The sequence below is a fragment of the Catenulispora subtropica genome (assembly GCF_039531675.1).
GTDB classification, from domain to species: Bacteria; Actinomycetota; Actinomycetes; order Streptomycetales; family Catenulisporaceae; genus Catenulispora; species Catenulispora subtropica.
In genome coordinates this window covers 21,135-46,263 of record NZ_BAAAQM010000041.1, presented here as the reverse complement: position 1 = coordinate 46,263, position 25,129 = coordinate 21,135, and the positions used below count along the sequence as shown (strand labels likewise).

At 71.6% G+C, this 25,129-nt stretch carries 25 protein-coding genes and 1 pseudogene; 15 read left to right on the top strand and 11 right to left on the bottom strand.

Translation table 11 applies throughout. The features are described 5' to 3' along the window. Nucleotides 1–19 precede the first annotated feature (19 nt). Nucleotides 20–886 (bottom strand): hypothetical protein, encoded by an 867-nt coding sequence (locus tag ABD466_RS29640; protein WP_344660493.1) that lies wholly within the window; start codon nucleotides 884–886, stop codon nucleotides 20–22. Nucleotides 887–1,205: 319 nt separating this feature from the next. Next, a complete protein-coding gene (locus ABD466_RS29635) occupies nucleotides 1,206–1,940 on the bottom strand; it encodes an RNA polymerase sigma factor (RefSeq protein ID WP_344660492.1) in 735 nt (244 codons plus the stop codon). A gap of 191 nt (nucleotides 1,941–2,131) precedes the next feature. Here ABD466_RS29635 and ABD466_RS29630 point away from each other — a divergent pair, with 191 nt between their 5' ends. From ABD466_RS29630 to ABD466_RS29620, 3 genes are read left to right on the top strand one after another with little or no spacing between them, the layout of a single operon-like run. Then, nucleotides 2,132–2,959 carry an enoyl-CoA hydratase family protein gene (locus tag ABD466_RS29630; RefSeq protein ID WP_344660491.1) on the top strand — a complete coding sequence of 276 codons (828 nt, stop codon included), beginning with the start codon at nucleotides 2,132–2,134 and terminating at the stop codon, nucleotides 2,957–2,959. Beyond that, on the top strand, nucleotides 2,956–3,363 hold the full coding sequence (locus ABD466_RS29625) for a RidA family protein (protein ID WP_344660490.1): 408 nt from the start codon (nucleotides 2,956–2,958) through the stop codon (nucleotides 3,361–3,363). The genes ABD466_RS29630 and ABD466_RS29625 overlap by 4 nt, the downstream gene beginning before the upstream one ends. Beyond that, on the top strand, nucleotides 3,360–5,684 hold the full coding sequence (locus ABD466_RS29620) for a bifunctional salicylyl-CoA 5-hydroxylase/oxidoreductase (RefSeq protein WP_344660489.1): 2,325 nt from the start codon (nucleotides 3,360–3,362) through the stop codon (nucleotides 5,682–5,684). The genes ABD466_RS29625 and ABD466_RS29620 overlap by 4 nt, the downstream gene beginning before the upstream one ends. Nucleotides 5,685–5,694: 10 nt before the next feature. Here ABD466_RS29620 and ABD466_RS29615 read toward each other — a convergent pair whose 3' ends face one another. Next, nucleotides 5,695–6,597, bottom strand: coding sequence for an alpha/beta fold hydrolase (locus tag ABD466_RS29615; protein WP_344660488.1), 903 nt, complete (start codon nucleotides 6,595–6,597; stop codon nucleotides 5,695–5,697). A 54-nt stretch (nucleotides 6,598–6,651) separates the two neighbouring features. Between ABD466_RS29615 and ABD466_RS29610 the strand changes: the two genes are divergently transcribed. Continuing rightward, nucleotides 6,652–7,281, top strand: a complete 630-nt coding sequence (locus tag ABD466_RS29610) for a TetR/AcrR family transcriptional regulator (protein ID WP_344660487.1) — start codon at nucleotides 6,652–6,654, stop codon at nucleotides 7,279–7,281. Here the strand turns inward: ABD466_RS29610 and ABD466_RS29605 are convergent. Beyond that, entirely contained in the window at nucleotides 7,254–8,051 is a 798-nt protein-coding gene (locus tag ABD466_RS29605) for a PaaX family transcriptional regulator (protein WP_344660539.1), read from the bottom strand. The genes ABD466_RS29610 and ABD466_RS29605 overlap by 28 nt on opposite strands. A gap of 154 nt (nucleotides 8,052–8,205) precedes the next feature. Beyond that, on the bottom strand, nucleotides 8,206–9,843 hold the full coding sequence (locus ABD466_RS29600; RefSeq protein ID WP_344660486.1) for a benzoate-CoA ligase family protein: 1,638 nt from the start codon (nucleotides 9,841–9,843) through the stop codon (nucleotides 8,206–8,208). 117 nt (nucleotides 9,844–9,960) lie between these two features. Between ABD466_RS29600 and ABD466_RS29595 the strand changes: the two genes are divergently transcribed. Next, entirely contained in the window at nucleotides 9,961–11,151 is a 1,191-nt protein-coding gene (locus ABD466_RS29595; protein WP_344660485.1) for an acyl-CoA dehydrogenase family protein, read from the top strand. A 34-nt stretch (nucleotides 11,152–11,185) separates the two neighbouring features. Here the strand turns inward: ABD466_RS29595 and ABD466_RS29590 are convergent, their stop codons facing one another. Then, entirely contained in the window at nucleotides 11,186–11,779 is a 594-nt protein-coding gene (locus ABD466_RS29590; RefSeq protein ID WP_344660484.1) for a hypothetical protein, read from the bottom strand. Between the two features lie 153 nt (nucleotides 11,780–11,932). On the opposite strand from ABD466_RS29590, the gene ABD466_RS29585 reads away from it, so the two are divergent. Then, complete coding sequence (locus ABD466_RS29585) at nucleotides 11,933–12,136, top strand: DUF6191 domain-containing protein (protein WP_344660483.1); 204 nt, start codon at nucleotides 11,933–11,935, stop codon at nucleotides 12,134–12,136. Here ABD466_RS29585 and ABD466_RS29580 read toward each other — a convergent pair. Continuing rightward, the gene (locus tag ABD466_RS29580) at nucleotides 12,114–12,635 is read right to left on the bottom strand and encodes a ribonuclease FAU-1 family protein (protein WP_344660482.1); all 522 of its coding nucleotides are present in this window, start codon (nucleotides 12,633–12,635) and stop codon (nucleotides 12,114–12,116) included. The genes ABD466_RS29585 and ABD466_RS29580 overlap by 23 nt on opposite strands. Before the next feature lie 139 nt (nucleotides 12,636–12,774). On the opposite strand from ABD466_RS29580, the pseudogene ABD466_RS29575 reads away from it, so the two are divergent. From ABD466_RS29575 to ABD466_RS29565, 3 genes and pseudogenes are all read left to right on the top strand, one after another. After that, nucleotides 12,775–13,464 (top strand): annotated as a pseudogene (locus ABD466_RS29575) (lysophospholipid acyltransferase family protein); the annotation flags it as partial. A gap of 407 nt (nucleotides 13,465–13,871) precedes the next feature. Continuing rightward, nucleotides 13,872–14,213, top strand: a complete 342-nt coding sequence (locus tag ABD466_RS29570; RefSeq protein WP_344660481.1) for a DUF6401 family natural product biosynthesis protein — start codon at nucleotides 13,872–13,874, stop codon at nucleotides 14,211–14,213. Beyond that, on the top strand, nucleotides 14,213–14,593 hold the full coding sequence (locus ABD466_RS29565) for a VOC family protein (RefSeq protein WP_344660480.1): 381 nt from the start codon (nucleotides 14,213–14,215) through the stop codon (nucleotides 14,591–14,593). The genes ABD466_RS29570 and ABD466_RS29565 overlap by 1 nt, the downstream gene beginning before the upstream one ends. Before the next feature lie 164 nt (nucleotides 14,594–14,757). Here the strand turns inward: ABD466_RS29565 and ABD466_RS29560 are convergent, their stop codons facing one another. The 3 genes from ABD466_RS29560 to ABD466_RS29550 all read right to left on the bottom strand — a co-directional run bounded on the left by ABD466_RS29560 (nucleotide 14,758) and on the right by ABD466_RS29550 (nucleotide 17,106). Further along, nucleotides 14,758–15,096, bottom strand: coding sequence for a hypothetical protein (locus ABD466_RS29560; protein WP_344660479.1), 339 nt, complete (start codon nucleotides 15,094–15,096; stop codon nucleotides 14,758–14,760). Nucleotides 15,097–15,469: 373 nt separating this feature from the next. Further along, nucleotides 15,470–16,282 carry a mechanosensitive ion channel family protein gene (locus ABD466_RS29555; protein ID WP_344660478.1) on the bottom strand — a complete coding sequence of 271 codons (813 nt, stop codon included), beginning with the start codon at nucleotides 16,280–16,282 and terminating at the stop codon, nucleotides 15,470–15,472. Between the two features lie 101 nt (nucleotides 16,283–16,383). Next, the gene (locus ABD466_RS29550) at nucleotides 16,384–17,106 is read right to left on the bottom strand and encodes a TetR/AcrR family transcriptional regulator (RefSeq protein WP_344660477.1); all 723 of its coding nucleotides are present in this window, start codon (nucleotides 17,104–17,106) and stop codon (nucleotides 16,384–16,386) included. Nucleotides 17,107–17,349: 243 nt separating this feature from the next. Between ABD466_RS29550 and ABD466_RS29545 the strand changes: the two genes are divergently transcribed. From ABD466_RS29545 to ABD466_RS29520, 6 genes are read left to right on the top strand one after another with little or no spacing between them, the layout of a single operon-like run. Then, nucleotides 17,350–19,014, top strand: a complete 1,665-nt coding sequence (locus ABD466_RS29545) for an amidohydrolase (RefSeq protein ID WP_344660476.1) — start codon at nucleotides 17,350–17,352, stop codon at nucleotides 19,012–19,014. Between the two features lie 51 nt (nucleotides 19,015–19,065). Further along, nucleotides 19,066–20,736: an ABC transporter substrate-binding protein gene (locus tag ABD466_RS29540; RefSeq protein ID WP_344660475.1), complete on the top strand. Its 1,671-nt coding sequence runs from the start codon at nucleotides 19,066–19,068 to the stop codon at nucleotides 20,734–20,736. Then, nucleotides 20,733–21,683 carry an ABC transporter permease gene (locus ABD466_RS29535; protein ID WP_344660474.1) on the top strand — a complete coding sequence of 317 codons (951 nt, stop codon included), beginning with the start codon at nucleotides 20,733–20,735 and terminating at the stop codon, nucleotides 21,681–21,683. The genes ABD466_RS29540 and ABD466_RS29535 overlap by 4 nt, the downstream gene beginning before the upstream one ends. Then, entirely contained in the window at nucleotides 21,680–22,648 is a 969-nt protein-coding gene (locus ABD466_RS29530) for an ABC transporter permease (protein WP_344660473.1), read from the top strand. Before ABD466_RS29535 ends, ABD466_RS29530 begins: the two co-directional genes overlap by 4 nt. Then, complete coding sequence (locus ABD466_RS29525; protein ID WP_344660472.1) at nucleotides 22,632–23,603, top strand: ABC transporter ATP-binding protein; 972 nt, start codon at nucleotides 22,632–22,634, stop codon at nucleotides 23,601–23,603. Before ABD466_RS29530 ends, ABD466_RS29525 begins: the two co-directional genes overlap by 17 nt. A gap of 34 nt (nucleotides 23,604–23,637) precedes the next feature. Next, on the top strand, nucleotides 23,638–24,474 hold the full coding sequence (locus ABD466_RS29520) for an ABC transporter ATP-binding protein (RefSeq protein ID WP_425558778.1): 837 nt from the start codon (nucleotides 23,638–23,640) through the stop codon (nucleotides 24,472–24,474). Between the two features lie 136 nt (nucleotides 24,475–24,610). Here the strand turns inward: ABD466_RS29520 and ABD466_RS29515 are convergent, their stop codons facing one another. Beyond that, a complete protein-coding gene (locus tag ABD466_RS29515) occupies nucleotides 24,611–25,108 on the bottom strand; it encodes a GNAT family N-acetyltransferase (protein ID WP_344660471.1) in 498 nt (165 codons plus the stop codon). Nucleotides 25,109–25,129: the final 21 nt, after the last annotated feature.

Here is a 25,129-nt window from a genome sequence, read left to right as displayed (position 1 = left end):
TCGACGTTACCGTCGCAGGTCAGGGCTTGCTTGCGTGCGGCGTGCGCGTCGGGTCGGGTGTGCGGCCGTGCCCGTTGCCGTTGCCGCCGTCGGGGCTCCCGGGAGTCGTCGGCTGCGCGCCCGGGCTCGACGGGTCCGTGGGCTTGTGGTCCTTGGACGGGCTCGGCGCGTTGTTCGAACCGGCGCTGTCCGACGGCTGCGGCGAGGCGGGCGCGAGCATCCGGGCGCAGTAGCCGGCGATCTTCTCCTCGCCGCCGGCCAGCGTCGCCAGACGGCGCCGGTCAGGCGCGGAGAGCGCGGCGCCGCCCTGCTCCTGCGCGGTGTAGGCACGGCACAGGGTCAGCACGTCGGTGTCGGCCGCAGAGCTCGAGCCGGGTGCGCTCGCACTCCCGGTCCCGGTCGGAGTCCCGGTCGGCGTCCCGGGCAGCGATCCGCCGCTGCTGCCGGTCCTGCCGCCCGGCGTCGTCCCGGTCGGGTGCGGCGTCCCCGGCCGCGTGGACGAGCTCGAGGCCAGGCCCGGGGCCGTCGACGGCGCCGGATCGGGATCCGGGTCCGGCACGCCGACCCCGCCGAGCATCTGGTGCGCGACCCGCTGGAGGGGCGTCGGCAGCACGTCGGCCTCGGCCGCCACCGCCACACCGGTCACGGTCAGCGCCCCGGCCACCGCCGCGACCTTGACGCCGATCATCCGTCGCAGTGGGAGCCCGGCGCGCCGGACCGGCGTCGCCCCGGCCGTGCCGGCCCGCTCGAAGGCCCGGCGGGCGGCCTCGTAGCCGCGCAGCTCGTGCGGCCGCGGCGGGGCGGTCGCCGCCGCCAGGAGCCGAGCCACCGCCTGGGCGTCCGGCGACGCCAGGTCGATGGGGAAGTCCACGCTGCTCACGGTCATCTCACCTCCGCTGTCCGGTGCACCGGCGACGGGGGCGGGCCGCCACGCGCCGCCCGCGCCCGCCGGGTCCTGGACACCTCGGGCGCCGTGGACGCCTGGGACACCGGCCGGGCCGCGCGCGCCGGCGTGCCCGCTCGGGTCGTCGGCTCCATCCCAGCCGGCCGAGTATGCCACTCGCGCGGTGCTCCCTGCGACGGCAGAACTCTCAAAGTCTGGCAAATCTGTGGGCCGGACCGGCCGAGGAAGAGCCCAGGGGCCGTTCAGCAGGCGCTCGGCCTCGGCGTCGCTGAGCGCGCCGGGACCACGTTCGTCGAATTCCTCAGCCATGCTCCGCGCCCTTCACCGTCCGCGAGCCCCGGCCCGTCCGTCCCTGGCCCGCGTCCCCGGTCCCCTCCGCTCCCCCTGTGGCACGGGCCCGGGCCGCGCGTCCGGCCGGACGCTCCGCCGCACCGTCCACCGCGCCGTCCACCGCGCCCTCGACGGACCCGCCGTCGGCTCCCGCGCCGTCGGCCTGCTCGGCGAGGATCACCGCGAGCCGCTTCAGCCCGCGCATGGCGGCGATGCGCACCGCGCCGTCCCGCTTGTCGAGCACCTTCGCCGTCTGGGCCACGTCGAGTCCCGCGACGACCCGCAACAGGACGGCCTCGGCCTGGTCCTTGGGCAGCCGGGCTATCAGCCGCAGCGCCCGCTCGGTGTCCTCGCGCTCGGCGGCGACGCTCTCGGTGTCGTCGGCGGACGGCCAGTCCGTCGCGATCGCCGCGACGTCGCCGTTGTCCTCCTTGCGCCGGGAGGTCTTGCGCAGCTCGTCCAGAGCGCGGTGGCGCGCCACCCGGAACAGCCAGACCCGGAAGCCGGCCGCGTCGCCGCGGTATCCGCGCACGTCCTTGGCCGCCTGCAACCACGTCTCGCTGGCCACGTCCTCCGCCGTGTCGCCGACCACGGCGCGCAGATAGCGCAGCAGAGGCGGATGCAGGGCATGCCAAAGCTCTGCGAATCCCGTCTCCTCGCCGCGGCGGGCCGCGGCGAGGGCGGAATCCAGATCGCCCCAGGCCAAGCCGTACCCCTCCTCCAACCGTGCGTGCCGAGCACTGCTGCTACAGCTTGTCGCCGCGTGAACATTACACGGAAAGCAGCGGCCCTCCGGAACGGATCGGACGACACGGCCCCCGGGTATGGCGTTTTCATGACGGTGGTCATACATTGGTGATGGCCGTCAGAGTCGCAGCGCACCGGGAGGAACAGCGCATGAGCCCGTTCCGGGGTTCGGTCCCGTTCACCGACCAGTGGGACCACTTCCGCGTGGAGCACGCCGACGGGGTCGCGACCGTCACCCTGAACCGTCCCGACAAGATCAACGCCCTGACCTTCGAGGCGTACGCCGACCTGCGCGACCTGCTGGCCGAGCTGCCGCACCGCGGAGACACCCGGGTGCTGGTGCTGCGCGGCGAGGGTCCGGGCTTCTGCTCCGGCGGCGACGTCAACGAGATCATCGGCGAGCTGCTGAAGATGCGCCCGGACGAGCACCTGTCCTTCACCCGCATGACGGGCGACGTGGTGCGCGCCCTCCGGGAGATCCCCATCCCGGTCATCGCCTCGATCCACGGCATCGCCGCGGGCGCCGGCTCGGTGCTGGCGCTGGCGGCGGACTTCCGGGTCGTGGCCGCCTCGGCGCGGTTCGCGTTCCTGTTCACGAAGGTCGGCCTGTCCGGTTCCGACATGGGGGCGGCCTACCTGCTCCCCCGCATCGTCGGCCTCGGCAACGCCACCAAGCTGTTGATGCTCGGGGACACCGTCAAGGCTCCCGAGGCCGACAAGTACGGCCTGGTCAGCGAGCTGGTCGAGGACTCGGAGCTGGAAACGGCGACGACGGCGTTGGCCAGGCGGCTGGCCGAGGGGCCGGCCCTGGCCTACGCGCAGACGAAGATGCTGCTCACCCGCGAGCTGGACATGGGGCTCTCGCCGTCGCTGGAGATGGACGCGGCCGTGCAGGCGCTGCTGATGAACAGCCGCGACCACGCCGAGTTCCACCGCGCGTTCAACGCCAAGGAGACGCCGAAGTGGGAGGGCCGATGACCACGCCGCACGAGCTGGTGAACCCGCCGCAGCTGGCGGCGCCGGTCGGGTTCTCGCACGCCGTCGCGGCCGGCCCGGGCCGCACGGTCTACCTGGGCGGCCAAGCGGCCCTGCACCCGGACGGCACCGTGAGCCCGGGCTCCACCCTGGTCGAGCAGTTCGACCTCGCGCTGGCCAACATGGCGGCGACGCTGGAGGCCGCCGGCGCGGCGCCGGAGCACCTGGTGACGGTCACCGTCTTCGCCACCGACGCCGAGCAGTACCGGAAGGACCTCAAGGAGCTCGGCGCGGTGTGGCGCCGCCACCTGGGCCGCCACTACCCGGCGATGGCGTTCTTCGAGGTCAAGGGCCTGTTCGACCCGGCGGCGCTGGTGGAACTGACCGGCGTCGCGGTGGTGCCGTGAGGATCGCGGTCGTCGGCGGCGGCCCCGGCGGGCTCTACTTCGCGGCGCTGGCCAAGCAGCTGGACCCGGACGCGGTCGTCGACGTCTGGGAGCGCAACGCCGCCGACGACACCTTCGGCTTCGGCGTGGTGTTCTCCGACGAGACCCTCGGCGGGATCGAGCACGCCGACCCGGTGATCCACGAGGCGATGGCCGCCGAGTTCGCCCGCTGGGACGACATCGACGTGCACTACCGCGGTCAGGTCGTCACCTCCGGCGGCCACGGCTTCGCCGCGCTGAGCCGCGTCCGGCTGCTGCAGATGCTCCAGCGGCGCTGCGCCGACCTCGGCGTCGAGGTCCGGTTCCTCACCACGGCGCCGCCGGCCGAGGAACTGGCAGCCGAATACGACCTCGTGGTCGCCGCCGACGGCGTCAATTCTGCGATCCGCACCGAATACGCCGATGCCTTCGGCCCCACGGTGCGCACCCACGACTGCCGCTACATGTGGCTGGGCACCGACCTGGTCTTCGACGCCTTCCGCTTCCAGGTCCAGCTGACGCGTTACGGCGCCATGCAGGTCCACGGCTACCCGTACGACGCCCACGGTTCCACCTTCATCGTCGAGATGCACGAGCGTGTGTGGCGCCGCGCCGGCTTCGACAAGTTCGCCGCCCGCGACTTCCAGCCCGGTGAGAGCGACCACGAGAGCATCGCGGTCGTCGCCGACATCTTCGCCGACATGCTCGGCGGACACCGGCTGATCGCCAACAACTCCCGGTGGCTGAGCTTCCCGACCGTGACCACGGCGCACTGGTCGCACGGCAACATCGTGCTGCTCGGCGACGCCGCGCACACCGCGCACTTCTCCATCGGCTCCGGCACGAAGCTGGCCATGGAGGACGCGCTCGCGCTGGCCGCCTGCCTGCGCGAGAACCCGGACATCCCGTCCGCGCTGGCCGCCTACGAGGCGGAGCGGCGGCCGGTGGTCGCCTCCACGCAGCGCGCCGCGGCGGCATCCCTGCGCTGGTTCGAGGACATGGGCCGCTACACCGCCCAGGAGCCGCTGCAGTTCGCGTTCAACCTGCTGACCCGGTCGCGGCGGGTGACGTACGACAACCTGAAACTGCGCGACCCCGAGTTCGCCGCCGAGGTCAGCGGCGACCCGACGCCGCCGATGTTCCGGCCGTTCCGGCTCGGCGGGCTGACGTTGAAGAACCGCGTGATCGTCTCGCCGATGGACATGTACTCGGCGGTCGACGGCGTCCCCAACGACTTCCACCTCGTCCATCTGGGCTCGAAGGCGCTCGGCGGGGCCGGGCTGGTGATGACCGAGATGGTCTGCGTCTCGCCGAACGGCAGGATCACCCCGGGCTGCACCGGGCTCTACACCGCCGAGCAGGAAGCGGCGTGGCGGCGCATCGTCGACTTCGTGCACGAGCGGTCCGACGCGGCGATCGGCCTGCAGATCGGGCACTCGGGCCGCAAGGGTTCGACCAAGCTGATGTGGGAGGGCATCGACGAGCCGCTGCCCGACGGGAACTGGCCGGTCGTCGGACCCTCGCCCCTGCCGTACAAGCCCGGGGTGAACCAGGTTCCGCACGAGCTCTCGGTAGCGGAGCTCGAAACGGTGAAGAACGACTTCGTCGAGGCCGCCGAGCGCGGGGCGCGCGCCGGATTCGACCTGCTGGAGCTGCACTGCGCCCACGGCTACCTGCTCTCCAGCTTCCTGTCGCCGCTGACCAACCAGCGCACGGACGAGTACGGCGGCCCGTTGGAGAACCGGCTGCGCTTCCCGCTGGAGGTGTTCGACGCGGTCCGGGCGGTGTGGCCGGCGGACCGGCCGATGACGGTGCGCGTGTCGGCGACCGACTGGGCGCCCGGCGGCGTGGACGGTGCCGAGTCCGTGACGATCGCCAAGGCCTTCGCCCTGCACGGCGCCGACGCCATCGACGTCTCCACCGGCCAGGTCACCCCGGCCGAGAAGCCGGAGTACGGCCGGTCGTACCAGACCCCGTACGCCGACCGGATCCGAAACGAGGCCGGCATCGCGACCATCGCCGTGGGAGCCATCTCCTCCTACGACGACGTGAACTCGATCCTGCTCGCCGGACGCGCGGACCTGTGCGCGCTGGGCCGCACCCACCTGTACGACCCGCAGTGGACGCTGCACGCGGCCGTCGAGCAGGAGTACTCGGGCCCGGGCGCCGAGTGGCCGCTGCCGTTCCGCGCCGGCGCGCGCAAACCGGCGTCCGGCCGGACCGACGGTCCGCGTCCGCGGTTGGAGCTGATCAGGAGCGGATCGGAGGGCACGGCCCATGCACGGTGGCGGCCGCAGGGGTAGCCGGTAGCCGCTAAGCCTCCGCCGCGTCCGCCCGTGCGGGCGCGGCGGCCTGGAGGATGCGGTCGAGGACCAGGGCTGGTTCGTCCGTGGACAAGGCGTGGCCGGTGCCGGGCACGATCTCGACCTGCGCCGCCGGCAGGACTCGGTGAAGATGATCGGCGACCTGACCTGAGCGGTGCAGCGCGCTGCTCGCGCCGAGCAGGAACTGCGCGGGAACCCGGATTCGCTCCAGTTCCTCGTCGCTGAAGACGGTGGCTGCCGGCAGCCTGCGCCGGAAGCCCATCGAGGCCTTCATCAGCCCCATGAGGTCGTCGTCGAGGATGGCGCTGTTGTGCACGATGCGCGCCAACCGGGGACGCAGCGGGCGGAGAGCCAGGCCGGCCAGTCCCCCGCCGATGAGCCAGAGGTAGAAACGGAAGCCGACCTCGGCGAAGCCGGCCGAGTCCACGAGCGTGAGGCCCGCCGCCCGGCCTGGATGGTGGACCTGGTGGCTCAGGGCGACCCAGCCGCCGTAGGAGGCTCCGACGATGTGAACGCCTGCGAGGTCCAGGCCGTCGAGGGTCTGGTCGAGCCAGTCGGCGAGGTCCCGGCCGTCGGCGAGGGGCGCGGTCTGGACGCTCAGGCCGGGTTCGCCGACGGTGTCCACGGCGTAGACCGCGTGCTCGCGACTCAGGGGCTCGATGTACCGATGCCACATCAGCGCGTTTCCACCCGAGGCCGGAAGCAGCACGATCGGCGTGCCGTCCTGCGAGCCGCAGCGGTGGACGCGGGTCGTGCCGTAGGCGGTGGGGACGTCCAGGGGTGTGGCGGGGACCGGCCAGACCCGGTCGAAGGTCTGCTGGTAGGCGGCGCGGTAGCGGTCGGCGGCCGCAGTGGTCTTGAACTCGCTGGTCTTCACTTCGTGCGCTGTCATGATACAGGTGTACCACGGCGTGATACGGTCGTACCACGAGAGGGAGGTCACACCATGACCGCGCGAGTCGACCACGAGGCGCGCCGGACCCAGATCGCCGAGGCGCTGCTGCGGATCGCGGACACGGAAGGGCTGCAGTCGGCGAGCATGCGCGCGGTCGCGGCGGAGGCCGGCGTGTCGTTGCGCCTGGTCCAGTACTACTTCACGACCAAGCAGGCTCTGCTGCTGGACGCGCTGGCCCGGCTGCGCGACCAGCTGCAGGCGCGGATGAACGCGTGGATCACGGCCGCGGGCTCCCCGCCGACGCCGAGGTCGGTGGTGACCGCGATCCTGGCCTGCATCCTGCCGACCGACGCCGAGAGCCGGCGCATCACGCGGACCTACAGCGCGTACTACACGCTGGTGCTCAATGACCCCGAGGTGTTGGAGAAGCACGGCGCGGCGCAGCCGGACATCCTCGAAGGCTTTCTCGCCAAGCAGATCCGCGCGGCGCAGAAAGCCGGTGACGTCGACAGCCGTAAGGACCCGGCGATGGTGGCGGCCGGGCTGCTGGCGATGGTGAACGGACTGGGGTCGAGCGTGTTAGGCGGGCAGCGTGACAGCGACGAGGCGATGACCGTGCTCACCTACCACTTGGACGAACTCTTCGGACCTTCTCAGCGCTCCACGACACTACGGACGTAGTTCATGCCGCGGGCGCGCAGGGTGTCGTGCAGACGGAAGAAGATGTCCGCGGCCTGCACGCCGTGCCAGTCGTCGGGCAGCAGCTCCGGGGGCAGGCCCGGGTCCCGGTACGGCATGCGCCGCCAGGCATCCAGAGCCCTGAGGTACGTCGCGAAGGCCTCGGAGTCGTCCGCCGGGGCGTCGTCCGTTTCGAGGAACTGTGCGGAGAACTCGGCGTAGCCGGCCTGCACCGCGCCGAGATCCCACCAGCGGGCGGCGGCCTCGCGCAGGTCGGCATAGGCGAGGTAGTCGGCGTGGAACAAGTCGACGTACGGGGCCAGTTCCAGCCGCTCCAGCGTGTGCCGGGCCTCCTCGGCCAGGTGCGACGGCGCGATCCAGACACCGGGCGCGGTGGCCCCGAAGCCCAGGCGGGACAGGCGGGAGCGCAGCAGGTGACGGCGGTGGCGTTCGGATTCGGGGACGGAGAAGACGGCCAGCACCCAGCCGTCGTCGAGCTTCGCGTCCTGGCGGGTGTAGATACGGCGGTCACCGTCGGCGAGGATCTGCTCGGCCTCCTCCGACAGCGAGTAGCCCGCGACGCCGCCGGACTGGCGGGCTCGCAGGAAGCCGCGTTGCTTCTGCCGGGACACGGCGGAGCGGACGGCGGGGGCGTCGACGCCGAGCAGGCCGAGCAGCGTGACCAGGTCGGCGACCGCGATCCAGCCGCCGAGTTCGCGGCCGTAGGCACCGAAGAAGGACACGATGAGCGAGCGCGGCGTCGGCGCCTTCATGGCGGTGGCCTCGGGCGCCGGGGCCTGGGCCACCGGGAACCCGGCCGCTGCTTTCTCTGGCTTCGGCGGTGGGCTCACGGGCGGCTTCCTGGGGGTGGCGGCTTGGGCGGGCTGGGGCGACACAGCGGCAAGATACCGTGCGGACCTTTCCGGCTCAGGCCAGATCTCTGAGCCGGAAACGCTGGAGCTTGCCGGTCGCGGTCCGGGGCAGCGCCGGGACGAAGCGCACCGCCCTGGGGTATTTGTAGGGCGCGATCCGCGCCTTGACGAACTCCTGGAGCTCCTTGACCGTCGCCTCGTCCTGCGGCGTGTCCGCGCGCAGCACCACGAAGGCGGTGACGAGCTGGCCGCGGTCCGGATCCGGCATGCCGATCACGCCGGCTTCCAGCACCGAGGGGTGCCGCAGCAGGGCGTTCTCGACCTCGGGGCCGGCGATGTTGTACCCCGAGGAGATGATCATGTCGTCCGAGCGCGCCTGGTACCAGAAGTAGCCGTCCTCGTCGCGGACGTAGGTGTCGCCGGTGTAGTTCCAGCCATGACGGACGTACGTGGTCTGGCGCTCATCGGCCAGGTAACGGCAGCCGATCGGGCCGCGCACGGCCAACAGGCCGGGCTCGCCGTCCGGGACCGGGCGGCCGTCCTTGTCGAGGATGGCCGCCTGCCAGCCGGGCACCGGGCGGCCGGTGGACCCGGGACGGATGTCGTCGTCGGCGGCGGAGATGAAGATGTGCAGCAGCTCGGTGGCCCCGATGCCGTCGATGATCTTGATGCCGGTGGCGGTCTGCCAGGCGCGCCACGTCTCGGCGGGAAGGGCCTCGCCGGCCGAGACGCAGCGGCGGAGAGTCTGGAGCCGGGGGTCGCGACCGCCGGCCTCATCACCCTTTTCCAGCATCGCGAGCATGGCGCGGTAGGCGGTCGGGGCGGTGAACAGGACGCTGACACCGTGCTTCTCGACGGCCGCGAGCAAGGCCTCCGGGCTGCCACGCTCCAGCAGCACGGTCGAGGCGCCGGCGTAGAGCGGGAAGATGACCAGCCCGCCGAGACCGAAGGTGAAGCCCAGGGGCGGGCTGCCGGTGAAGACGTCGTCGGCCTGCGGCTTGAGGACGTGCTTGGCGAAGGTGTCGGCGATGGCCAGGACGTCGCGGTGGAAGTGCATGCACCCCTTGGGGCGGCCGGTGGTGCCGGAGGTGAAGGCGATCATCGCGACGTCGTCCTGGGACGTCCGCACCGTCGCGAACTTCCGCTGTGAGGAGCGGGCACAACGTGCGACCAGGTCATCCGGGCCGGGGCCGCCGACCGTGACCACGCGCATGCCCTCGACGCCGGCGTCGGCCGCCTCGGTGTCGCAGCCGGGCGCACACAGGGCCACGCTCACCTCGGCGATCCGGGAGACGGTCGCGATCTCCTCGCTGCGCAGCAGGGGCACGACGGTCACGACCACGCCGCCCGCCTTGAGCACGCCGAACCAGCAGGCCACCGTCCACGGACTGTTCGGACCACAGATCAGGACCCGGTTGCCGGGCACCACGCCGAAGTCCTCGACCAGCACCTCGGCGATCTGGTCGCTGCGGCGGTCCAGGTCGCCGTAGGTCCACGTCTCGGTGTCGGAGATGAGGCAGCGACGCTCCGTCCCGACCGCCGCGATCGCGGTGTCGAGCAGGTGGGAGGCGCAGTTCAGGCGGTCCGGATAGCGCAGTCCGTCGAGGCCGGGCAGAAGCTCGGGCCAGCGGTCGTCCGCGGGCAGGCGGTCGCGGGCGAAGCTGTCGACGTGCGCTGACGGGAGCAGGTCCATCGGGTCCTCCGGGACTCCGTGCTGCTGACTGGGTGCTGGCGGGGCGTGGTACCGGGCTCGACGGCACCAGCGTACGACTTCTGTGACGGCAGTCAAGATTTTGTTACATTGACAGGCATGGAATCCGCCCAGTTCCGCCTCACCCCCGCCCAGACCGCCTTCTGCGCCCAGGTCCGCGCCCTCGCCGAGACCGAACTGGCCCCCCTGGCCGCCGCCGGAGCACCGGGCCACGTCAACCGGCCCCTGCTGGAGGCCATGGGCCGGCACGGGTTGCTGGCACGGTTGTTCCCAGGGGCCGGCTCCGGCTCGGCTGCCGCCCCGGCCTCCGGCTCCGCCACCGCGGACCACCGCGCCGAAGCCGCCGCCCTGGACCTGTGCCTGCTGCGCGAGTCGCTGGCGCAGGTGTCGACCGAGGCCGAGACGGCCCTGGCGTTGCAGGGGCTGGGAACGTACCCCGTCGTTCAAAACGGGAGTGAGGAACAGATCGCCCACTGGCTGCCGAAAGTGGTGGCCGGCACCGCGGTAGCAGGGTTCGCCCTGTCGGAACCGGGCAGCGGCTCGGACGCGGCGTCCCTCTCCCTGGCCGCCACCGCCTCGCCCACCGGCGACGGCTGGACCCTGACCGGCGAGAAGATCTGGATCTCCAACGCCCCCGAAGCCGACTTCTACAGCGTCTTCGCCCGCACCACCCCGGACGCGGGCTCCCGCGGCATCACCGCGTTCCTGGTCCCCGCCGACCGCCCCGGCCTGACCGGCGAGCACCTGGACATGATCTCCCCCCACCCGATCGGCCGCCTGATCTTCGACGCCGTCCCCGTGACCCGCGCCGACCTCCTCGGCGAAGCCGACCAGGGCTTCCGCGTCGCCATGCGCACCCTCGACCTGTTCCGCCCCAGCGTCGGCGCCTTCGCCGTGGGCATGGCCCAAGCCGCCCTCGACGCCTCGATCACCCACGCGGGCCGACGCGAGGCCTTCGGCGGCGTCCTGAAGGACCTCCAGGCGGTCTCCCATTCCCTCGCCGAGATGGCGACCCGCATCGAAGCCGCCCGCCTGCTCGTCTACAGCGCCGCGGAGGCGTACGACGCCGGCGAGAAGCGCATCGCGGGCCGCTCGGCGATGGCGAAGCTGTTCGCGACGGAGACCGCGCAATTCGTGATCGACGCGGCGGTGCAGATCCACGGCGCCGTCGCCCTGCAGCACGGACACCTGCTGGAGCACCTGTACCGCGAGGTGCGCGCGCCGCGGATCTACGAGGGCGCGTCGGAGGTGCAGCGGACGATCATCGGGCGGGAGCTGTATCGAGGTTAGGATCGCCGGCGCGTAAGCCCGCGGCGGCGTCGCGCTACCCTCGGCGTTCGCTGGCCCGGAGCTGACGCTGGCACTCGTCGTGCAGGTCCGGGTAGGCCTTGGCGATCGCCTCGAACGTCCGTCGCAGCAGCGACCGTTCGGCGTCGGCCCGGCCGATGCGGCCGAACAAGCCCTCGATCATCGGGTCGTAGCGCGTGAGGTGCTGGCGCAGGTAGTTGACCTTCCAGCGGTTCAGGGTCTTGCGATCGACGCTCGCGCCGCCGACGCGGGCGCGGGCGTCGCGGTGGCGTACCGCGCGGGCTTCGAGGACTGCCGGGTCGAGGTGCGGGATGGAGATGTCCTCGGCGGCCATCAGGCGGAGCATCTCCATGCGCCGGCGTCGGGCCGCGGCTTTGCCCGAGGCGGAGCGGCGGGCGGCCAGGTCGCGACGTTCGGCGAACTTCCGGGTGCGTTCGGCGGCGTCGATGCGGGTGCGGGCGAACAGGGGGGTGGGCGGGGCGTTGTGGAAGCGTGGGTTGGGCGCGGTGGCGTCGGGCCGGCCCAGGAAGTCGCGGATCATGGCCGCGGTCCAGCCGCGGGCGGTGAGGCCGGTGATGTTCAGGTAGTCGGTCTTGGTGCGTGGTGCCATCGTGGCGCCCCCTTCCCCCTGTCCCCCAGGATTTCGAAGGCACCAGGATCTTGGGGGCGTTCCGGATGTTCAAGGCAGAATGCTCATAATTCACCCGGCCGGCCCACGGCGGGACGGTGGAACGTCCCGCGCCTCCTGATCGTTGAGCGGGGTGTGAGCATCATCTTGGACTGGCTGGTCCCGAGCCGGCGCCACCGGGAAGAGGAGCGGAACCGGCTCGAGTGGTCGCGGGACGAGGAAGGGCTCGGGGATCCGCATCGCGGGCCGATAGACCTGGAGAGCGGGGTCGTGAAGATCAAAGCCCCCGAGGAGGCGGCCGCCGCCGAACCGCCCGTCACCAGGCCAGAAGAGCCTTGAACCCGTCCGCGCGCGCCGTCGCCTCCAGCTCGTCCAGTGACGCCACCGCCCGGGCGGCCGTCTCGGGTTCGCGGTCGGCCAGGCCGCTGGCCTCGAACTCGTCCTCGTCCAGGCGCAGGACGCGGGCGTGGTCGGCGGAGAGCCACAGGTCCAGGTCGAGATCGGCGATGGCGATGCGGGGTCCGGCCGGCGGGTCGACGGTGACCGCGGCGGGTCGGGCGACGTCGCAGTACCAGCCCTTCACGGTGCCGTCGGCGGTTCGGACCTCCTTGATGGAGAACCAGCGGGTGCGCCAGAAGTGCTCGATCCACACGTCGCCGGGCTCGAAGACCTCGAAGCCCATGTCGCGGGGGCTGTCGCCGAACCAGGGGGCGCGGACGGCCACGTGGTCGCCGTCGTCGTGGAGGACCGTGGCCGGGTATTCGACGTCGGGACGCGGCGCTTTGAGGAGGCGGACGGTGATGGTCGTCGCGGGTGTGAGGGTCGGTACGGGGGTCACGGCATCCTCTTGTTCCAGTGGTGCGTACGGCGCCGAGGCTCATCTCCGGGGACGATGGGTGGCGCTAACCTACGGCACAGTAGGTTAGGGTCCTCCTGTGGCCGAACGCGAATACGTTTATCCCCCGGTTATCCGGGCGATGCTGGGTGCTTTCCGGGTGCTCGACCTGAAGGTCGACGTCCGCGGGGCCGACCGGATCCCGCGCAGCGGCGGGGCGGTGCTGGCCAGCAACCACATCAGCTACCTGGACTTCATCTTCGCCGGGGCGGCGGCGCTGCCGTCGAAGCGGCGGGTGCGGTTCATGGCCAAGAAGGAGGTCTTCGACAACCGGGTCTCCGGGCCGCTGATGCGGGGCATGCGGCACATCCCCGTGGACCGGGAAGCCGGGCTGTCGTCCTACCGGCAGGCGCTGGACTTCCTGAAGTCCGGCGAAGTGGTGGGCGTGTTCGGCGAGGCGACGATCAGCCGGTCGTTCATGATCAAGGATCTGAAGAACGGCGCGGTGCGGATGGCGCAGGCCGCGGACGTGCCGCTGATCCCGGTGGTGCTGTGGGGCACGCAGCGGCTGTGGACCAAGGGCCGGCCGCGCCGGCTGTGGCAGCGGCACGTGCCGATCACGGTGCTGGTCGGCGAGCCGATGCACCCGAAGAAGGGGCAGAACGCGACCGAGCTGACCGCCGAGCTGCACGCGCGGCTGAGCGCGCTGCTCGAGGAGGCACAGGCGTCCTACCCCGACAAGCCCGCCGGCCCCGAGGACTCGTGGTGGCTGCCGGCGTACATGGGCGGCACGGCGCCGACGCCGGAGGAGGCCGCGGAGATGGACGCGCGGGGCAAGGGCGCCGGCGAGGCGGCTGAAAAGGCACCGGAAAAGGCTCCCGGCAACGCGACGGCGAAGGCGTCGGACAGCGCGCCGGAGAAGAAGGCCGAGAACGCGAGCGAGGCGACCGCCGACAAGGCAGCCGAGAATGCAGCCGAAAAGCCGGCTGAGAAGGCGGCCGAAAAGCCGGCCGAGAAGCCCGCCGACAGTCCGGACACGTCGTCCGAGCAGGCTCCCGCCAAGGACGACGGAAGCGCCGCGGAGGCCGACAACCCGACCGAATGACCTTCGGCGCGCCCTCACCGGCGCGCCGAGACCGGGTCCCGGAAACCACCTCCGGCGATTACCGTCGGCACCGGCCCCGTCACCCAACAAAGTCCCCTTTGACGCGTCCTGAAATGGGCATTTACCGTCGACGGATGGACTTCCCGCCGCCCCACGACGACGCGCCGCCGATGGCCTCCCCCTTGGCCGGCGTGGTCGCCGCTTTCATGCCGCGCCTGGCCGAGTTCGCCTTCGACCCCGGCCTGGTCGCGGCGATCGACCAGCACGCGGCGGCGGTCTGCGACACCCTCGGCCCCACCGGCGCCCTCCTGCCGACCCAGCGCACGGTCGACCGCGCGGAGCTCACCGACTACGTGCTCGGATTCAACGACGTCCTGGCCGAGAAGGGCTGGCAGGAGCCGGTCGGCTACGACTTCGCCACCCTGCGCCTGACCGCCATCTGCTGGCTGGTCCGCGAGAAGGACCTGCTCGTCTGATGCGCTCACGGACCTCCGGCATGTGGTGGGGCACGGCCCTGGAGGCGCCCGACCCCGCCGCCCTCGCCCGTTTCTACTCCCAGCTCCTGGGCTGGCCCATCGGCCACGAGGAGCCCGGGACGTCCATCCTCACCGCCCCCGAGGGGCCGATCTACATCGTGTTCCAGCAGGCCGACGACTACCGGCCCCCGGTCTGGCCCCCGGCCGACGGCGACCAGCGCCCGATGATGCACTTCGACTTCCAGGTCGGCGACCTGGACGACGCGGTCGCCGAGGCGCGGGAGCTGGGAGCCACGCTCGCGGCGCACCAGCCGCGGGAGAACGTGCGGGTGCTGTTCGACCCGGCTGGGCATCCGTTCTGCCTCTGCCGCGAGAGCTAGCAGCTAACCGGTCACCGCAAGCGAGCAGAGGCCGCCGTTGCTCGTGACCCGGACCGGCACCGCCGTGAACTGGCCGACGCCGATGGTCAGCAGTGCCGCAGCAGTGACCCTGGGTCTCCGCACGTGGTGCGGACTGTGCGAATGAGCAGGCAGGCGCGCCGCGATCAAATGTACACCGCGTCAATCGTCGCGTTCGGGAAAGGACGAGCGTAATCGGAATAGCAGCCTTGCCACGCGTCTCCCGGCTGTGTTTCGACCGAATAGCAGCCTGCGTCGGGAAGCCAGTTGGCACCCGTGACACCGGTTATCGAATAGTGCAGGTAGAGGGTGCCACTCCCCGCGAAGCAGTAGGGAATTCCTCCCGCACCCCAAATCACCAGGTCGTAGTGTGCACATCCGACCTGGGATATCGTGTCGGCGCTGGCAGGCGCGGCCGTGACTACGCCGCCGGCAAAGACGCCGCCGGCAACGGCGGCTACGGCTAGTTTGTTGCGGATACTCATGAGCGTCTCCTTTTTGGGACATAGCACACCACCAACAGCCTCCGACATCGGAGGCTGCTAACCAGAGGAGTCTCGCCGATGCAGGGTCCACGGGCCAGCAATTAGGCTCTGGCCTAATCGTCACGACATCCCGGCAGCCACCGGCCTGCTCCAGCCCTGACGAACACCCATCCCCGATAGACCTTCGGCCTCCTCGCCCCGAAGGCACCCGCCAGAGCACGGGATCGGCCAACTTCTCTGGCACCGGCGCCGGGCGCTTGAACCGGGATCGAAGACCGGGATCGAAGACCGGGATCCGAAACCAAGGGCGCGGGCCCGCAACCGGGACCCGCGCCCTCCCCCGCACCTCCCCCGCACCTCACCCGTCAACCGCTCACGCCGTCGTACCCGGCTCCCGCCCGTAGGGCTGCTGCGGCTGCTGCGTCGTGGGCGGTGCGGTCGGCAGTCCGGCCTCCGCGTCGTGGCGTCCCATCTGGTACGCCGACAGGTCCGTGGTGGAGGCCACGCGGACCGTCTCCAGCTCGGCCTTGGTCAGCATCCGCTCCCAGCGGGAGCGCATGGGCTGGATCAGGCCGCCGCCCACGCCGACGACGGCGACGCCGGCGATGGTGGCCAGGACCGCGACCAGGATCGGGCCCAGGACGAAGTTGGCGATCCCGACCTGGGCCAGGGCCGCGATGGTGCCGAAGAAGGCGATGAAGGCCCAGGCGATCCAGCCCAGGGTCTTGCCGTAGGAGAAGGACGACAGGATGTTGGTCACGAGTTCGCGGACCACGTTGGCGAGCGCCATCGCGACCCCGAAGATGATCATGGCGACGATCAGCTTGGGCAGCCAGGCCACCACGCTGTGGATCATGTCGCTGATCGGGTTCGGGCCGAAGACGCCCAGGGCCAACTGCAGCACGACCAGCAGCAGGCCGTAGTACACGACCTTGGTCAGGATCGCGGTGGCGTCCCATTTCGAGCCGGCCAGGAACCGTTGCGAACCGGCGCGCTCGGCCATGCGCTCCACGCCGATGCGGCGCAGCACGACGTCCACGAGGCGGGCGATGGCCTTGCAGATCAGCCAGCCCACGAGCATGATCACCGCGAAGGCGATCAGCTTCGGGATGATGTTGACCACCGAGGACCAGGCACTCGTGATGCCCTGGCCCCAATCGACCGATATTGCGAGTCTCGGTCCCATGAAGGTTCCTCCAACGGTGCGGTGACGGGGCACATCCCCACAACGTTGGTAACACCCGTATCCCGGCGTCGCACCTCAGCACGGTGACACCGGTACGCCGATTAGGTGGCGGAGCCCTGGCGCCCGGCCAGCCGGGCCTGCACGCCGTCCAGGAACAGCCCGAGCGTGTATTCGAACACGGCCGCGTCATCCCGGGTCAGCTCCAACAGGCGGGCGGCGCTGGCGTGCACCAGCGGGAACCGCTCGGCCGGCAGCGTCGCGTAACCCACCGCCCACGCCTGCTCGTCACGGCTCTGGTATTCGGGGTCGAGCAGCGACCAGGCGGCGCTGTACTGCGTGAACGCCAGTGTCAGGTCCACCAGCGCGCGGTAGACCTCGGCGGCCTCGACCACCGGCAGCCCGGCGCCGTGCAGCACCCCGATGATCCGTTCGACGCTCTCGGTCTCGGACTTGCTGGCGGCGGTGCGGCTGGCGGCCAGCACCGCGATCGCCGGCCGGTCCAGGTAGACGGAGCGGATCGAGTGCGCGACCCGCCGCAGCCACTCGCGCCAGCCGACCGCGTCCGGCTCCACCCCGGCCATCCGCTCCACCGACTCGGTCACCATCCGGTCGGTGAGCGCCACCACCAGCTCGTCCTTGTCGCGGAAGTGCCGGTAGACGCTGGTCGGGTCGGCGCCCAGCTCCTTGCCCAGGCGGCTGAACGTCAGCGCCGAGCCGCCCTCCTTCGAGCCGATGTTCAGCGCGGCCTCGATGATCACCTCGCGGGACAGCGCGGCACGGCGGCGGCTGCCGCCCTTGGGGGACTCGGTCGCGGCGCGCGGCATCGCGGTTCTCCGTTCGGCACGGGTCGGCGGGGAGCTGGTCGCCCGGGTCGTCGGACAGGTCGGCGGCCGGCGCCTCCCCGTGCGACGTCCCGCCCGGCCCAGCAGTGTGCAGCGATCCCATCGTAGTCGCGATCACGTTGTCAATGCCATTGACAGGGGCGCTGTCATGAGTTTTGCTACTGCCCACGACGCACGCCGTGGCGTAGCTCACGGAAACTCGTTACGAACATCTCTGGAGGACCGGTGTCCCCTTCCCCGTTCGCAGACCTCGTCTTCAAAGGCGGTCCGGTCTTCACCGTCGACCCGGCCCGCTCCTGGGCCACCGCGGTCGCGGTGGCCGGCGGCCGGATCACCGCGGTCGGCCGCGAGCGCGACGTCACGGACCTGATCGGCCCCGCGACCGAGGTCGTCGACCTGGCCGGCAAGCTGCTGCTGCCCGGCTTCCAGGACGCGCACGTCCACCCGGTCCTCGGCGGCACCACCCTGCGCCAGTGCGACCTGCACGAACTGCACACCCTCGAGCAGTTCGTCGCCGCCGTCGGCGACTACGCGGGGCGCAACCCGCAGGCCGAGTGGATCCGCGGCGGCGGCTGGAGCATGGACGCCTTCCCCGGCGGCATGCCGACCAAGGACCTGCTGGACGCCGTCGTCCCGGACCGGCCGGTCGCGCTGCCGAACCGCGACGGCCACGGGATGTGGGTGAACAGCAAGGCCCTGGAGCTGTGCGGCATCACCCGCGACACCCCGGACCCGTTCGACGGCCGGATCGAGCGCGACGCCGACGGCGAGCCCAACGGCTGCCTGCAGGAAGGCGCGATGGCGCTGGTGAACGCGCACGTGCCGCCGCCGACCGACCGGGAACTGGCCGACGGCCTGCTGGCCGGCCAGGCGTATCTGCACTCGTTCGGGATCACCGCGTGGCAGGACGCGTGGGTCGGCGCCGGCCTCGGTCCCGCCGACGTGTTCGCCCCCTACCTGGACGCCTCCCGCTCCGGCGCCCTGACCGCGCGCGTGGCCGGAGCGTTGTGGTGGGACCGCGAGGGCGGCCTCGAGCAGCTCGAACTGTTCCGGGCCCGGCGTGAGGAAGCCGGCGACGGCCGGTTCCGGGCCCGCAGCGTCAAGATGATGCTGGACGGCGTCGCGGAGAACCACACCGCCGCACTGCTCGACCCCTACCTGGACGGCTGCGGCTGCGCCACCGACAACGCGGGCCTGGACTTCATCGATCCGGACAAGCTCCCGGCCTACGTCACCGAGCTCGACGCCGCCGGCTTCCAGGTGCACTTCCACGCCCTCGGCGACCGCGCCGTCCGCAACGCCCTGGACGCCGTGGCGGCCGCGCGCGCCGCGAACGGCGCCGGCGGCCGGCACCACCTGGCGCACCTGCAGGTCGTGCACCCCGACGACATCAAGCGGTTCCGACAGCTCGGCGCGACGGCGAACATCCAGCCGCTGTGGGCCGCGCACGAGCCGGCCATGGACGAGCTGACCATCCCGTTCCTCGGCGAGGAGCGCGCGGCGTGGCAGTACCCGTTCGGCTCGCTGAGCCGCGCCGGCGCGACGATCGCGGCCGGGTCGGACTGGTCGGTGTCCTCGCCGAACCCGTTGTGGGGGATCCACACGGCGGTGAACCGGGTGGAGCCGAGCCTGTCGGCCGAGGAGTTCGCCGCGCGCAAGGTGTTCTTCCCGTCCGAGCGGCTGGAGCTCGGCCAGGCGATCGCGGCGTACACGGCCGGTTCGGCGTACGTGAACCAGCTGGACGACGTGACCGGCTCGGTGCAGGTCGGCAAGTTCGCCGACCTGGTGGTGCTGGACCGCGACCCGTTCGACGGCCCGGCGCACGAGATCGGCGACGCCAGGGTCCTGCGGACGTTCGTCGAGGGCGTCCAGGTGTACGGCGCCGAGTAGGCGCGCGCGTGTCCCGTTCCCACTCCCGTTCCTAGGAAGGACAGCATCGCCATGAACCGCATACCGGCCCGCCTGGCCGCCCCTCTGGCCGCCACCGCCGCCGTGTCGCTGGCTCTGTCCGGCTGCTCCGGCAAGAGCAGCGGTGCGAAGCACGCCCCCGCGCCCAGCGCGAACATCGACGCCAACCAGCTGACCACCGGTACCGCCACCGGCCCGCTCGACTCCGTGACCTGGTCCGGGGACTACCGGGCGCCGTACTCGCTGGACCCGCTGAAGACCGCGGACTATCCGGAGGAGACGATCCTGGGCAACGTGTGCGAGCCGCTGCTGCGCACCAACCCGGACTACTCGCTGGCGCCGGGACTGGCCAAGGCCTGGTCGCAGTCCGACCCCACGCACATCGTGTTCGACCTGAACCCGGCCGCGCACTTCAGCGACGGCAAGCCGGTCACGCCCGAGGACGTGGTGTTCAGCCTCAAGCGCAACACGGACCCGAACGTCGCCTCGAACTACGCCGACTCCTACAACCCGGTGGCCGACATCGCCGCCACCGGGGCGTCGCAGGTGACGATCACCCTGTCGCGGCCGAACTACCTGTTCGTCCGCAACATGGGGATCCTGGCCGGGGCGATCGTGGAGAAGGCGAACACGGTGGCCGCCGGGTCGGACTTCGGCAGCGCCACCGGCAAGCTGGTGTGCTCCGGGCCGTTCACCGTCGACTCCTTCGACGGCACCAACACGCTGGTGCTGAAGAAGGACCCGAACTACTGGGACACCAAGCACGCCGCCAAGGTCGGCAAGCTGACCTTCTCCTTCCCGCAGGACCCGCAGAGCTTCGTCAACGGTCTGACCCAGGGCACCATGCAGGGTGCGTTCGACGTGCCGGTCTCGGCGCTGTCGGCGCTGCAGAAGGCGACCGACGGCAAGCTGTACGTCGGCGGTGAGGGCTCCACGACGCAGAACGTGGACCTGATCGTCTCCAAGCTCGACGGCGGCCTGAAGGACCCGGCGGTGCGGCAGGCGCTGTCGCTGGCCATCGACCGGGCTGGCATCGCCAAGTCGATCTACGCCGGCGCCGCGGACCCGCTGTACGCCGTGGCCGGGCCGGGCTTCTTCACCAGCCAGCCCGACCAGGTGAAGGCCGTCTACCAGGCCGCGTACGACAAGCTGAAGGTCACCCCGGACCTGAAGAAGGCCGCGGACATGGTCGACCAGGCCGGCGCCAAGGGCAAGACGGTCAAGATCGCCTACGCCGCCGACGGCGGGCCGTTCGCCCAGCTGGCGCAGGTGCTGCAGCAGACCGGCAACGCCATCGGCCTGGACCTGAAGATCGTCGGCCTGCCGATGCAGCAGTACGGCAGCCTGTTCACCGACCCCAAGGCGCGCGCCGACTACGACGGCTTCCTGACGCTGAACTACATGGAGTTCCCCGACGTCTCGACCATGTACACCAGCTACGCGACCAAGGACGGTGTGCAGAACTTCAACGGGTACGACAACGCCACCGTGCAGGCCCTGGTGGACAAGGCGGCGGGTACCGACGACCTGGCCAAGCGTGCGGACTTCGCGACGCAGGCGCAGGCGCAGGTGATGCAGGACCTGCCGTGGATCCCGATCGTGGCGCCGCGGGCGCTGGTGTGGCAGGGCAAGCAGGTGACCGGGGCGCCGCTGACGTTCTCGTACATGTCCTACGCGTGGGGCGCGGCGGTGGGCGCGCCGTGACCGCCCGGTTCCTCGTCCGCCGGCTCGGCGGGCTGGCGGTCACGCTGCTGCTGGCCAGCATGCTGATCTTCTCCTCGCTGTATCTGGCGCCGGGGAGCCCGGAGAACATCGTGTTCGGGAACCGGACGCCGTCACCGGCGGCGCGGGCGGCGGTGCGGCACCAGCTGCACCTGGACGACCCGCTGCCGGTGCGGTACTGGGACTGGCTGACCGGGGCGCTGCACGGCGACTTCGGGCGGTCGATGGTGACGAACCAGCAGGTGTCCGACCGGGTCGGCGCCGGACTGGCGACCACCGTGACCCTGGTGGTGCTGGCGGCGCTGATGATCGCGCTGCTCGGTCTGGCGCTGGGGACGGCCGCGGCGTTGAAGCCGGGGATCGTCGACTCGGCGGTGAACGTGTACACGTCGGTGTCGGTGACGGTGCCCCCGTTCGTGGCTTCGGCGGTGCTGATCTCGACGTTCGCGGTGAAGCTCGGCTGGTTCCCCGCTTCCGGGATCGAGGACGGGTTCTGGGGGCGGATCGACGGGCTGATCCTGCCGGCGGCGGCGATGGCGCTGATCTCGTGCGGGTTCCTGGCCCGGGTGACGCGCAACGCGATGCGCGAGCAGCTGGCCAAGGACCACGTGCAGACGGCGATGGTCCGCGGGCTGCCGCGGCGGCACGTGATCCGCCGGCACGTGCTGCGCAACGCGCTGCCGCCGATCGTGACGGTGATCGGGCTGCAGGTGGCCGGGCTGTTCGCTTCGACGCTGGTCGTGGAGTCGGCGTTCGGGGTGCCGGGGATCGGGCGGCTGACGATCCAGTCGGTGGCGCAGAAGGACTTCCCGGTGGTGCAGGCGGTGGCGCTGCTGCTGGTGACGGCCTTCGTGGTGGCGAACGCGGTGACGGACCTGGTGCAGGGTCTGGTGGATCCGCGGCTGAAGACGGCGGGAGGTGCGGTGTGACCGCGGTCTTGGAAGGCACGACGGGCGCCCCTGGGGCGTCCGGTACTGCCGGAGCTGGAAACGGGAGTAAGAAGCGGGGAAGGATCCGGGCCGCGTACCGGTGGCTGGGGCCGTCGGGGACGGCGGCGGCGCTGTTCTTGCTGCTGATGGTGCTGGCGGCGGTGTTCGCCTCGGCGCTGGCCCCGGCCGATCCGAACACCGGCAGCCTGCTGGACAACTATCAGGGCTCGTCGGCGGATCACCTGCTGGGCACCGACGGCATCGGCCGGGACATCCTGTCCCGTCTGATCTACGGCGCGCGGACCTCGCTGCTGGGGCCGGCGCTGGTGGTCGGAGTGTCGATGGCGGTGGGGATCCCGCTGGCGCTGATCGGGGCCTGGTACGGCGGCCTGGTCGACGCGGCCGTGGCGCGGGTGCTGGACCTGGTGTACGCGCTGCCGGGGCTGTTGCTGGCGGTGCTGACCGTGGCGCTGTTCGGCCCGGGGATGACCCCGGCGGTGGTGGCGCTGTCGATCGCGTATGTGCCGTTCCTGTCGCGGATCGTGCGGGCGGCGGCGCGGCAGCAGCGGGTGAGCCCGTATGTGGACGCGCTGACGGTGCAGGGCTTCGGCGTGTTCCGGATCAGCGTGCGGCACATCCTGCGCAACATCGCGCCGGTGGTGCTGGGGCAGGCGGCGATCGCGTTCGGGTACGCGCTGCTGGATCTGGCGTCGCTGTCGTATCTCGGTCTGGCGGTGCAGGCTCCGACCGCGGACTGGGGCGTGATGGTCAGCGACACCGACGCGCTGTTGAAGGGCTATTCGACGCCGGTGTTCCTGCCGGGGGTGCTGATCGTGTGTTCGGTGCTGTCGCTGACGGTGCTGGGGGCGCGGATCTCCGGCGAGCGCCCGGAGCGGCACCCGCTGTTCGGACGGGTGTTCGGACGGGTCTCGGGAAGGAGGCGGGCCGATGCTCCGGCTTCGTGATGTGAATGTGGCGCTCAACGTCGAGGGACGGATGCGGCCGGTGCTGTCCGGCCTGAACCTGGACCTGGCCGAAGGCGAGGCGCTGGGGCTGGTCGGCGAGTCGGGGTCCGGCAAGTCGATGACGGTGCGGACCATCACCCGGTTGTTGCCGCAGGGCGCACGGGTGAGCGGCTCCGTCGAGGTCGACGGCCGCGACGTGCTGGCGATGCGGCCGGCCGAGCTGCGGGCGTTCCGCGGCTCCGACGTCGGCGTGGTCTTCCAGGACCCGCGGGCCGCGATCAACCCGACGCACCGCATCGGCGAGTTCCTCGGCGAGGCGCTGACGGTGAACCGCGGCGTGTCGAGGGCCGAGGCGGCGCGGCGGTCGGCGGACCTGCTGGCCTCGGTCGGCATCGACGACGCCGGGCGGCGGCTGCGCCAGTACCCGCACGAGCTCAGCGGCGGCATGCTGCAACGCGTCATGATCGCTTCGGTGCTGGCCGCCGAGCCGCGGCTGATCCTGGCCGACGAGCCGACGACCGCCCTGGACGTGACGATCCAGGCCGAGGTGGTGGGGATCCTGGACCGGCTGCGCCGCGAGCGCGGGCTGAGCATGGTGTTCATCACCCACGACCTGGACCTGGCGCTGGCGGTGTGCGACCGGGTGGCGGTGATGTACGCGGGTTCGGTGGTCGAGGTGCGCTCGGCGCGGGACCTGCACGAGACCGCACGGCACCCCTACACGATCGGCCTGCTGGGCTCGCGGCCGTCGATCGAGGAGCGGGCGCCGCGGCTCGCGGCGATCCCGGGGCGCCCGGTGTCGGCGTTCGAAGCGGGACCGGGCTGCGCCTTCGCCACCCGGTGCGCCTTCGCCCAGGCCGAGTGCCGGGCGAGGCGGCCGCGGTTGGAGGCGTTCCAGGACGGGCTGGTCCGATGCCACCGGGTGGAGGAGATCCATGAACACTCTGTCGTCTGAACCCGCTTCCGGGCGCCCGGCAGCACGACGTCCGGTGACCGGAGTCAGAAGCGGGAACCGGCCGGCGGTGACGGTCAGCGGCCTGACGAAGTCCTTCCGGGTCACCGACGCCCACGGCCGCCGCTCGCAGTTCACAGCGGTGTCCGACGTGTCGTTCACCGTGCCGCCCGGCGGCTCGCTGGGCCTGGTCGGCGAGTCCGGCTCCGGCAAGACCACGACCGCCCGGATGCTCGTCGGCCTGGAGATCCCGACCGCGGGCCGCATCGAGGTGCTGGGCCACGACCGTTCCCAGCCCGCCCGCGGAGCGGCCGAACGCCGCCGCCGCGCCCGCGAGCTGCAGATCGTGTTCCAGGACCCGTACACCTCCCTGGACCCGAGCCAGACGGTGCGCGCCGCGATCGACGAGGTGCTCCGCGCCCACAGCGGTCTGGAGGGGACGGCGCGCGCCGAACGGCTGGCGGAGCTCCTGGACCAGGTCGGCTTCGACGAGCGCCAGGCCTCGGCCCGCCCCCGCGACCTGTCCGGCGGCCAGCGCCAGCGCGTGGCGATCGCCCGCGCCCTGGCCGCCGACCCCCGGGTGCTGATCCTGGACGAGGCGGTGTCCGCACTGGACGTGTCGATCCAGGCCCAGATCCTGAACCTGCTCGTGGACATCCGCGCGGCGACGGGGATCGCGTACCTGCTGATCTCCCACGATCTGGCAGTGGTGCGCCACCTGTGCGACTCGGTGGTGGTGCTACGCCGCGGCCGGGTGGTGGAGTCCGGGGACTGCGGCGCGGTGCTGGACGCTCCGGCGGACGAGTACACACGGACGCTGCGGGCTTCGGTGCCGGTGCCGGGGTGGCGTCCGGGGATGGGGCTGAGCACCTAAGGGTTCGTATTGAGGGCGACGTACCAGCTCCGGAACGAACCGGGCTGCGGGGTGGCGCGTTGCTGTGAGTAGGTGCTCCCGTGCCGGGGCGGCCGTCGGAACTCGTGGGGTTGGGACGGCGGCCGTCCCTCTTTTGTCAGTTCACCACCCCACTGCGCCGTTCCAGCAGCACGACATCCCGCCATACTCCGGCGGCCGTCTTGCCGACGCGTTCCTGCCGGCCCAGCACGCGGAAGCCGTGGCGGGTGTGGAGGGCCAGGCTGGCGGTGTTCTCGGGGAAGATGCCGGCGTTGATGGTCCAGATGCCGGCGGCCTCGGTGGAGGTGATGAGGGCGGAGAGCAGGCGGCTGCCGATGCCGCGGCCGCGCGCTTCGGGGCCGACGTAGACGGAGAGTTCGACGACGCCGGCGTAGCAGGCGCGTTTCGAGACGGCGGAGGCCACGACGTAGCCGAGGGCGGGTCCGGTTGCGGCGTCGAGCGCGACGAAGCGGTGGTCGGGGAGTTTGGCGGCGTCGAAGGCGTCCCAGGTGGGGGCCTTGGTCTCGAAGGTGGCGTTGCCTTCGTCGATGCCGTGCTGGTAGACGCGCAGGACGTCGGCGGCGTGGGCCGGCGTCATCGGAACGATGGCGATCATGGAGGGATGCTAGGACCGGGC